This is a genomic window from Cellulomonas fulva, from assembly GCF_018531375.1.
GTDB classification, from domain to species: Bacteria; Actinomycetota; Actinomycetes; order Actinomycetales; family Cellulomonadaceae; genus Cellulomonas; species Cellulomonas fulva.
In genome coordinates this window covers 461,628-470,946 of sequence record NZ_JAHBOH010000001.1, presented here as the reverse complement: position 1 = coordinate 470,946, position 9,319 = coordinate 461,628, and the positions used below count along the sequence as shown (strand labels likewise).

Genomic DNA, 9,319 nt, shown 5'->3' with positions numbered 1-9,319 from the left:
ATGAGCATCGACACCACGTACGCCACGGCGGCCACGGGCTACGGCGCGGCGTCCACGACGTCGGCCTCGAACGACACGCTCGACCAGCAGGCGTTCCTCGAGCTGCTCGTCGCGCAGCTGCGGAACCAGGACCCGTCCTCGCCGATGGACTCCTCGCAGCTCATGGCCCAGACCACGCAGCTGGCCACCATGGAGCGACTGGTCGAGATCTCGGACACCTCGCGGGAGTCCTTCGCGCTGCAGATGCGCGTGGCGGGCGCCTCGCTCGTCGGGCAGACCGTGTCCTGGACGGACGCGGACGGGACCGTGCAGACCGGCGTGGTCGACGCGGTCTCCTACGCGGGCGCTGTCCCGACCGTGACCGTCGGCGGCGAGGAGATCCCCCTCGACCAGGTCGGCACGGTGACGCGCACGGGCGCCATCACCACGCCGGACCCCGTCGACAGCACCCCGGACGAGACCACCCCGGACGACGAGTCCTGACCCGGCCCCGGCCGCACCCCCAGCCAGCAACCTCATCAGCTCCCGTGCCACCCCGGCACGGCCCCCGAAGGGAAACCGTCATGCTCCGCTCGCTCTTCTCCGGCATCAGCGGCCTGCGCAGCCACCAGACGATGCTCGACGTCACCGGCAACAACATCGCCAACGTCAACACCACGGGCTTCAAGTCCTCGCAGGTCCAGTTCCAGGACACCCTCAGCCAGATGCTCATGGGCGCCGGCGGCGCTCAGGCCGGCGTCGGCGGCACCAACCCCGCGCAGATCGGCCTCGGTGTGCGCGTCGCGGGCGTGACCACCAACTTCACGCAGGGCGCGTCGCAGATGACGGGCCGCAGCACCGACATGATGATCCAGGGCGACGGCTTCTTCGTGGTCCGCAAGGGCAACGAGTCGTACTACACGCGCGCCGGGTCGTTCGACTTCGACGCCACCGGCAACATGGTGCTGCCGGGCGAGGGCGCGCTCGTCCAGGGCTGGATGGCCGTGGACGGCGTGATCGACACCAACGGCCCGATCACGGACCTCAAGGTGCCGTCCGGCACCGTGATGGCGGCCGTCGAGTCGACCGCGGCGACCTACGCGGGCAACCTCGACTCCGCCGCCGCCGACGGCACCGTGCTCAACCGCACGATCGACCTCTACAGCTCGACGGGCGAGGCCCGCACGCTGACCCTCACCTTCACCAAGTCGTCGACCGGCTGGGCCGTGGCAGCCTCGGACGGCTCGTCGTCGGTCGCCTCCGCGGCGATGACGTTCGACGCCGACGGCGCCCTCACCTCCCCGACGTCCCTGACGGTCGGCGGCGTGGCGGTCGACCTGTCCACCCTCACCGGCTTCTCCGGTCTCGACACCGTCAAGGCGACGAAGCAGGACGGTCAGGCCGCAGGCACGCTGCAGTCGTTCTCGCTGGGCGCCGACGGCACCATCACGGGCGCGTTCAGCAACGGGCTCAAGCAGGTCGTCGGACGCATCGCGATCGGCGGGTTCACCAACCCCGCCGGCCTGGAGAAGGCCGGCGGCTCGCTGTTCCGCACCACGGTCAACTCCGGCGACGCCTCGATCGGCACGGCGGGCACCGGCGGACGCGGCTCGCTCGCGGGCGGCGCGCTCGAGATGTCGAACGTCGACCTGTCCTCGGAGTTCACCAGCCTGATCGTGGCCCAGCGCGGCTTCCAGGCGAACTCGCGCGTCATCACCACGTCCGACGAGGTCCTCCAGGAGCTGGTGAACCTCAAGCGCTGACCTCCGACCCCGAGCGCCGGCTCCCACCGCCGGCGCTCGGTCCGGCGCGCTCACGCGGCCTCGTCGAGGAGCCGCGCGAACGCGAGGTCGACCCCCGACAGCGGCCCGCGCTCGGCTGGGGGCGGGTCGCTCGAGCACCCCGGCGGTGCGGGTGCACGGTTCGTGTACTCGTGGCCGGTCGGGGTCGTGGTGACAACCGTGTGGTGGCCGGGTCGGCGTGCGACGTGCTGAGTGAAGCCGCGTGCTTGTTTGGCGAGGTTGCACGCCTGGCACAGGGCCTGTCCGTTGGCGAGGGAGGTCTCGCCGCCGTCGTCGAACGGCGTGATGTGGTCCGATTCGCGTGCGGGTGCGTCGCAGTACGGCGTGCGGCACAGGCCCTGGTCGCGCACGCGGAGGAGTGCGGCGAGGCCCGGCGGGTGGAACCGTGCGGTCGACGAGCTGGCGACGATGTCGCCGCCGCTCGTGGTGTAGATGCGCCGCAGCCACGCGGTGCCGGCGTCGAGGCCGGCGGCGACGACGTTGCGGGCGACCTGGGCGGGGATCGGCCCGTACCCGTCGACGTGCGCGGCGTCGGTGCCTGCGGCGAGCAGGGTGCGGTCGGAGACCACGAGGTTCACGGTCACGGGTACGTCTGGCGCGGACGTGCGGCCGGTGAGGCGTTCGGTCAGGGTGTCGGCCATGACCTGCCCGCGGCTGCGTGGGTCACCGGACTGCCGGGCGGTGTCGGCGGCTGCGCGCAGTGCCGCGTAGGCGCCGACGCCTTGGGCGACGGGCAGCAGCGCGGTCAGGTAGACCATCGCGTCGGGGGCGGGTCGGATGGTCACGCAGCGGTCGTTCTCGGCGCGGGCGGCGCGTCGGACCAGGGCGGCGGGGTCCAGGCGGGCCGCGCAGGCGCGGGCTCGGGCGAGCAGGCGACGTACGCCCACGCCGTGCAGCGACCGGGGGTCGGCGCAGAGCTCACGGTCGACCTCGGCGCGGGCCTCCACCGGTAGGCACGCGGTCTCGCGGACCAGCAGGACCGCACGGAGCTCGTCGAGGTGCCCGGACGCCAGGGCCGTGAACGTGTGCGGCATCTCCTGGGCCCAGATCCGGGCCGCGCCCAGCAGGGCGCGGGCCTGGTGGGGTGACTGCCCGCGGGCGAGCCCGACCTGCAGCGGCACCCCGCGACCGCGCCGGTCCACCGGCACACCGACCGCCGCCTCCTGGCGACGCTGCTGCTCGTCCAGCTCGAGCGACAGCGCCGCCTGCGCCGCACACGCCGCAGCCTTGAGCCGCTCCAACCCTGCGATCAGCTCGACCCGCGCCGCCTGATCCCGCGCCGCCCGATCCTGAGCCGCCTGATCCTGAGCCGCCTGATCCTGAGCCACCTCGCCCTGAGCCGCCTGGCCCTGCAGGGACCCCGCGGGCCGGACCCGGGTCGACGGGTCTTGCGTGGCCTGCCCCTTCGTGGCCGGGTTCCGCACGGCGGTGCGCTGAGTCGCTCGGTCCTGCGTGGATCGGTCCCCGGCGGGCTGGTGCTGCGGCGCGTGATCGCCCGCAGGGGCCAGGGCCAGCGCGCGGAGGTCGTCGCGGATGCGCTCGATCGCCGAGAGCGTCGGGCCCGGTCGACCACCGGCGACCGGGATGCGGGGGACGCCGTCGCCCGGGATCGCATCCGTGTGCCACGGCTCGAGCAGACCGGCCGAGCGCGGCACGACCGACGACGGCACGACCGACGACGGCGCCATCCTCGGCTGCGGCGAACGCGGGCTCGATCTCATGCCACCATCCTATCGAACACACGTGCGAACAACTACCTCCTAACGGCTTGTGGATGCTCGCGCTCCGCACAGGCCCCCCGCGGCGCGTGTCCGTTTTGGATCGCCCGGTCGGCCGCATCGGCACGCGAGTGTGAGCGCTAACATCGCACCGACGTGCACGTCGGGGCAGCGCGAACGGGCTCCGGCGTCGGCGGCGCGACGGGGCGCCGCCCGCACACGACACGTTTCTCGATGAGGAGAAAGCATGTTCGGCAAGACGATGCGTACGCGCGGCCTGGCAGCGGTCGTGACGGTCCTGGCCCTCGGGCTCACCGCGTGCAGCGGCGGGGGTGACGAGACCGGCGGCACCGGCGGCCAGAGCGCGGCACCCGGCTCGGGACCCATCAAGGTCGGCTTCTCGCAGCTCGGCGCCGAGTCGGGCTGGCGCACGGCCAACACGGAGTCGGTCAAGGCGAGCCTGACGGCGGAGAACGGCATCGACCTGACGTTCGTCGACGCGCAGCAGAAGCAGGAGAACCAGATCAAGGCGCTGCGCGACTTCATCGACCAGGGCGTCGACGTCATCGCGTTCTCCCCGGTCGTCGAGACCGGCTGGGACGAGGTGCTGCAGGAGATCAAGGACGCCGAGATCCCGGTCGTCCTGGTGGACCGCACGGTCGACACGACGGTCGTCGACGCCTACGTCACCTGGATCGGCGCGGACTTCGAGGCGGAGGGCACCACGGCGGGCGAGTGGGTGACGGTCAACTACCCCGACGCGAAGATCTTCGAGCTGCAGGGCACGCTCGGCTCGGGCGCGCAGGTGGACCGCGAGGCCGGCTTCGACACGATCGTCGGCCAGCAGAACATCGTCGGCAAGGCGTCCGGCAACTTCACGCGCGCCGAGGGCAAGGCCGCGATGGAGGCCGCGCTGCAGGCGTACCCGGACATGGACCTCCTGTTCACGCACAACGACGACATGGGCCTGGGCGCCATCGAGGCGATGGAGGCGGCGGGCAAGAAGCCGGGCGAGGACATCCAGATCGTCTCCGTCGACGGCGTGCGCGACGGGCTGCAGGCGCTCGTCGACAAGAAGTTCAACTACGTGGTCGAGTGCAACCCGGTCTTCGGCGACCAGATCCTCGACACGATCAAGAAGGTCTACGCGGGCGAGCAGCTCCCGCGCGAGACGATCGTGTTCGACCAGGCCTTCGACCAGACGATCACGCAGGCGGAGGTGGACGCCCGCGCGTACTGACGCGCCGGCTCCCGGAGTACTGAACCGCCCTGTCATCGAGCGCCACGCACCGGCGCCGAGCGCCCGCCCCGCGGCGGCGCTCGCGTCCGGTGCGTGGCGTTCGGCGTCGGAGGGACCGTGCGCGACGGGTTCCTCAGGTCCTGGTGAGCGCCGCCGATAGGGGGGACTGAGGGCCCATGGACGGGCCCGACGCGGCCGACGGTCGCACCGAAGGACCAGGGACGGGGCTCGTCATGATCGTTGTCACACGCCTGACCGGCGACAGGTTCGGGATCAACCCCGACCTGATCCAGCGGGTCGACTCCGCGCCGGACACGATCATCACGCTGATCGACGGCACCAAGTACATCGTCGCCGAGCCCCTCGCCGAGGTCATCTCCCGCATCGACGAGCGCGCCGCCCAGGTGCTCGCGCGGTCCCAGGAGCTCCGGTCGCAGACGCGGCTCACGCCCGTCCCGGACCTCCCGGACGACGACGAGCCCGTGGACCCGCCGCTCCCGCTACGACCGAGGAGCGTGTGATGGACCCCGCTGGACTCATCGGCATCGGCGTCGCGCTCACGGCGATCTTCGGCGCGCTGATCCTCGAGGGCGCCGACCCGATGTCGATCATGCTGCCCGCACCGCTCCTGCTGGTGTGGGTCGGCACGATCGGCGTGGGCGTCGCCGGGCACACCCTGCGCGACGTCAAGAACGCGTTCGCCGCGGTCCCGCGCGCGCTGCGCTCCAAGGCGCCCGACCCGTCGCAGACGGTCGACACGGTGGTCTCGCTCGCCGAGCGCGCCCGCCGCGAGGGTCTGCTCGCGCTCGAGGACGCCGCGAAGGACATCGACGACGAGTTCCTGCGCTCGGGCCTCCAGGCCGCGATCGACGGCACCGACCCGGAGGACCTGCGCGTGATCCTCGAGGACCGGATCGCCACCAAGCGCACCTCGGACAAGGTCAACGCCAAGTACTTCGCGGACATGGGCGGCTACGCGCCGACGATCGGCATCATCGGCACGGTCATCTCCCTGGTCCACGTGCTGGAGAACCTCTCCGAGCCGGCCGCGCTCGGACACTCGATCGCCGCGGCCTTCGTCGCGACCCTGTGGGGCATCCTCTCGGCGAACGTCGTCTGGCTGCCGCTGGGGGCCCGCATCAAGCGCATCTCCGACCTGGAGTGCGCCCACATGGAGGTCACGCTCGAGGGTCTGCTCGCCGTGCAGGCGGGGGCCAACCCGCGCGTGGTCGGCGAGCGCCTGCGCTCGCTCATCCCCGCGGACCTCGTCGCCGCGTCCGACGACAAGGCCGCCGCATGAGCGGCCACGCGGGGGGCGGCGGGCGCCGGCGGCGCGGCGACCACGAGGAGGAGCACGTCAACCACGAGCGCTGGCTGGTGAGCTACTCCGACATGATCACGGTCCTCATGGCGCTGTTCATCGTGCTGTTCGCCATCAGCCAGGTGGACCAGGAGAAGTACATCGCGCTGCGCGAGTCGCTGGCCGCCGGGTTCCAGGACAACACGGGGACCGACTCCATCCTGGACGGCACCGCGGGCACGCTCGACGGCCAGTCGGTGGTGCCGCAGACGAGCTCGCAGCAGGGCACCGCCGGCATGGTCGACGCCGACATGGGGCTCGGCCAGCAGGGCACCACGCCCTCGCCGAGCGCCACCTCGTCGGACGCCCCCGCGTCGGGCGTGGACCCCGAGGTCCTCGCCGCCGCACGGGCCGAGTCCGCGCACCTCGACGAGATCCGCGACGCCATCCAGCGCCACCTCGACTCGGCCGGCCTCGGGGACACGGTGCGGTTCCGGGTCGACGAGCGCGGGCTGGTGCTCGGGCTCGTCGCCGACGACGTGTTCTTCGCCGCCGCCAGCGCGGACCTCACGGCCACGGCGCGCCGCGTCCTCGACGTCGCCGGCCCGACCCTCAAGGGGCTCGGGGAGGACATCGCCGTGGAGGGCCACGCCAACGTGCTGCCGGTGTCCGGCCGGTACGCGACCAACTGGGAGCTGTCCGCCGACCGCGCGACGCGGGTGCTGCGGCACCTCGTCGAGGAGGACGGCCTCGCCGGCGACCGGATCATGGCCGTCGGCTTCGGCGACGAGCGGCCCCTGGTCAAGGGATCGGGTGCGCAGGCGCTCGCCGCGAACCGCCGCGTCGACCTCGTCATCCTGTCCGACGCCCCCGAGACGGTGCGGGCCCTGCTGCCCGCGCTCAGCAAGGAGTGAGTGAGATGCCCGTGGAGCAGCGAGTGGTCGGCGGCGGGGCCAAGATCGGCGCGGGCAAGATCGGCGGCGCCAAGTCCACGCCCGCGCCCGAGCCCGAGCCGGAGCCGGCCACGAAGTCGAAGAAGAAGCTCGTCCTGGTCGTCGGGCTCGTCGTGCTGCTCGCGGCGGGCGCCGCGTGGTGGTTCCTCCTGCGCCCGAGCGGCGCGGCGGCCGAGCCGGCCGAGGAGCCCACCCCCGAGAAGGGCGAGGTGCTCGCGGTCGAGCCCGTCAGCCTCAACCTCACGGACGGCCACTACCTGCGTCTCGGCTTCTCGCTGCAGCTCACGGCCGACGCGCACGAGGCGCCGGACCCGGCCGCCGCGGTGGACCACGCGATCGCGCTGTTCTCCGGCCGGACGGTCAAGGAGATCTCCGACCCGAAGACGCGCGACAAGCTGCGCGACGAGCTCGCCGAGCAGCTCGACGAGGTCTACGAGGGCGAGGTGATGGGGGTCTACCTGACCAACTACGTCACGCAGTAGCGCACACCGCTCGCTGCACCCGCCGGCCGGACGCCGGCGGCACCGGGGCGCCATGGAGGGCGCCGCACCGCTGCGCACCCCGCGAGGGGGACCCGCCCACGGAGGGACGGGGCGCAGACCAGGCCACCCGCTCGGGCCAACTGCTCACAACGCGCGCCTGCCCGCCGATGGATCGGCCGTGACCGTCCTCGACACCGCTCCGGGTGCCCCTGCGCGCACCCGCGAGCCGCAGGTGGAGCTCTACGACTTCCGCCGCCCGCTCACGCTCGTGCGCGAGCACGCGCGCCACCTCGAGATGGCGTTCGGGCGCTTCGCCCGGCAGTTCGGCACCCAGCTCACCGCGCGCCTGCGCGTGGTCACGCACCTCGAGCTCGAGCAGATCGCGCTGCACACGTACGACGAGTACGTGAGCCTCCTGCCGACGCCCACCGCCATGGTCCTGTGCACGGTCGAGCCGAACCGCCAGACCGGCGTGGTGCAGCTCCCGGTGGCGACGACGATGGTCTGGATCGACTACCTGTTCGGTGGCGACGGCCGCGGCGACGACCGCCCCGGCCGCGAGCTGACCGAGATCGAGCTCACGCTCGTCCGCGAGCTCCTGCAGCACGCGCTCTCGGACCTCGAGTACGCGTTCGCCGGCATCACCCGGATCGCGCTCGACGTCCGCTCCGTCCAGTACAACCCGCAGTTCGTGCAGGCCGCGGCGGCGTCCGACGCCGTGCTCGTCGCGACGTTCACGCTGCGCATGGGCGAGCGCGAGGACACCATCACGCTGATGCTCCCCGCCGAGCAGATGATCGCCGCGCTCCAGGTGGCCGACGGCACGGTGTCCGCGAGCCCCGAGGACCGCCGCCGGGCCGAGCTCGCGCACGCCGACCTGGGCCGCGCGGTCTCCGCGGTGCCCGTCGAGGTCGGCGTCCGGTTCGCGCCCGTCACGGTCCAGCCGCGCGACGTGCTCGCGCTCGCGGTGGGCGACGTCCTGCCGCTCACCCACCCGTCCACCGAGCCGCTCGACGTCGTCGTCGACGACGTCGTGCTCGCCCAGGCCGCGATCGGCAGCCACGGGCCCCGGCTCGCGTGCCGCGTCGTCGCCGTCACCGAGGAGAACCGCGCATGACCCCCACCGCCACGTCCGTCGCCTCCGGCAGCACGACGAGCACGAGCGTCGACGCGGCCGCGGTCGCGCAGGCCGCCGCCGCCCTGGTCCCGGCGTCCGTCCCGCTGGTCGCCGTGCCGTGCGCGGCCGGTGACGTGCCCGCCGACGCGCAGGCCGTCGTCGCCACCTTCGTCGGCGCCCCGAGCGCCGACCTGCTGCTGATCGCCGGCGACGCGCTCGCGGACGTCGAGGCCGCCGGTGCGGCCGCCGGTGCCCGCCTCGTCGCGGGCGACGCGCTGCGTCCGGCGCTCGAGGCCGCCGCGCAGGTGCTCGGCGCGGGCGTCCTCGAGGCGGTGCGCACCGAGCCCGTCGCGCAGGTGCTGGTGCCCGGTGCCGAGGTGTACGCGCTGCAGCACGAGGGCATGACGCTCGCGTGGTTCGCCGTGCGCGTCCGCGCCGGCCAGGCCCCGGCCGCCGCCGCGACGCGGGTGCCGACGCAGCGCGGCTCGATGCGCATGCTCTACGACGTCGACATGACGCTCACGGCGCAGATCGGCCGCACCACGCTGCCGGTGCGCCAGGTGCTCGACCTGGTGCCCGGGACGGTGCTGGAGCTGGACCGCGCGGCGGGCAGCCCCGCCGACGTCATGGTCAACGGCCGCCTCATCGCGCGCGGCGAGATCGTCGTCGTCGACGAGGTGTACGGCGTGCGGATCACCGAGATCGTCACCGACGACGACGGACGCTGA

10 protein-coding genes are annotated in these 9,319 nt (G+C 73.1%); 9 read left to right on the top strand and 1 reads right to left on the bottom strand.

The annotated features are described in order from the left end of the window. Together KIN34_RS02035 and KIN34_RS02030 are read left to right on the top strand one after the other, a co-directional pair. A complete protein-coding gene (locus KIN34_RS02035) occupies positions 1-483 on the top strand; it encodes a flagellar hook assembly protein FlgD (protein WP_214346049.1) in 483 nt (160 codons plus the stop codon). Positions 484-563: 80 nt separating this feature from the next. Further along, positions 564-1,742, top strand: coding sequence for a flagellar hook protein FlgE (locus KIN34_RS02030; protein ID WP_214346047.1), 1,179 nt, complete (start codon positions 564-566; stop codon positions 1,740-1,742). Between the two features lie 50 nt (positions 1,743-1,792). Here the strand turns inward: KIN34_RS02030 and KIN34_RS02025 are convergent, their stop codons facing one another. Continuing rightward, positions 1,793-3,022: an HNH endonuclease gene (locus KIN34_RS02025; protein WP_237689022.1), complete on the bottom strand. Its 1,230-nt coding sequence runs from the start codon at positions 3,020-3,022 to the stop codon at positions 1,793-1,795. 724 nt (positions 3,023-3,746) lie between these two features. On the opposite strand from KIN34_RS02025, the gene KIN34_RS02020 reads away from it, so the two are divergent. From KIN34_RS02020 to fliN, 7 genes are all read left to right on the top strand, one after another. Continuing rightward, entirely contained in the window at positions 3,747-4,739 is a 993-nt protein-coding gene (locus tag KIN34_RS02020; protein WP_214346045.1) for an ABC transporter substrate-binding protein, read from the top strand. Positions 4,740-4,972: 233 nt separating this feature from the next. After that, the gene (locus KIN34_RS02015) at positions 4,973-5,260 is read left to right on the top strand and encodes a flagellar FlbD family protein (RefSeq protein WP_214346044.1); all 288 of its coding nucleotides are present in this window, start codon (positions 4,973-4,975) and stop codon (positions 5,258-5,260) included. After that, positions 5,260-6,039, top strand: a complete 780-nt coding sequence (locus KIN34_RS02010) for a motility protein A (RefSeq protein WP_214346043.1) — start codon at positions 5,260-5,262, stop codon at positions 6,037-6,039. The genes KIN34_RS02015 and KIN34_RS02010 overlap by 1 nt, the downstream gene beginning before the upstream one ends. Next, positions 6,036-6,953, top strand: a complete 918-nt coding sequence (locus tag KIN34_RS02005; RefSeq protein ID WP_214346042.1) for a flagellar motor protein MotB — start codon at positions 6,036-6,038, stop codon at positions 6,951-6,953. The genes KIN34_RS02010 and KIN34_RS02005 overlap by 4 nt, the downstream gene beginning before the upstream one ends. A 5-nt stretch (positions 6,954-6,958) precedes the next feature. Then, positions 6,959-7,474: a flagellar basal body-associated FliL family protein gene (locus KIN34_RS02000; protein WP_214346041.1), complete on the top strand. Its 516-nt coding sequence runs from the start codon at positions 6,959-6,961 to the stop codon at positions 7,472-7,474. A 178-nt stretch (positions 7,475-7,652) separates the two neighbouring features. After that, the gene (locus KIN34_RS01995; RefSeq protein WP_214346040.1) at positions 7,653-8,591 is read left to right on the top strand and encodes a flagellar motor switch protein FliM; all 939 of its coding nucleotides are present in this window, start codon (positions 7,653-7,655) and stop codon (positions 8,589-8,591) included. Then, the gene (gene fliN, locus KIN34_RS01990; protein WP_214346039.1) at positions 8,588-9,319 is read left to right on the top strand and encodes a flagellar motor switch protein FliN; all 732 of its coding nucleotides are present in this window, start codon (positions 8,588-8,590) and stop codon (positions 9,317-9,319) included. Before KIN34_RS01995 ends, fliN begins: the two co-directional genes overlap by 4 nt.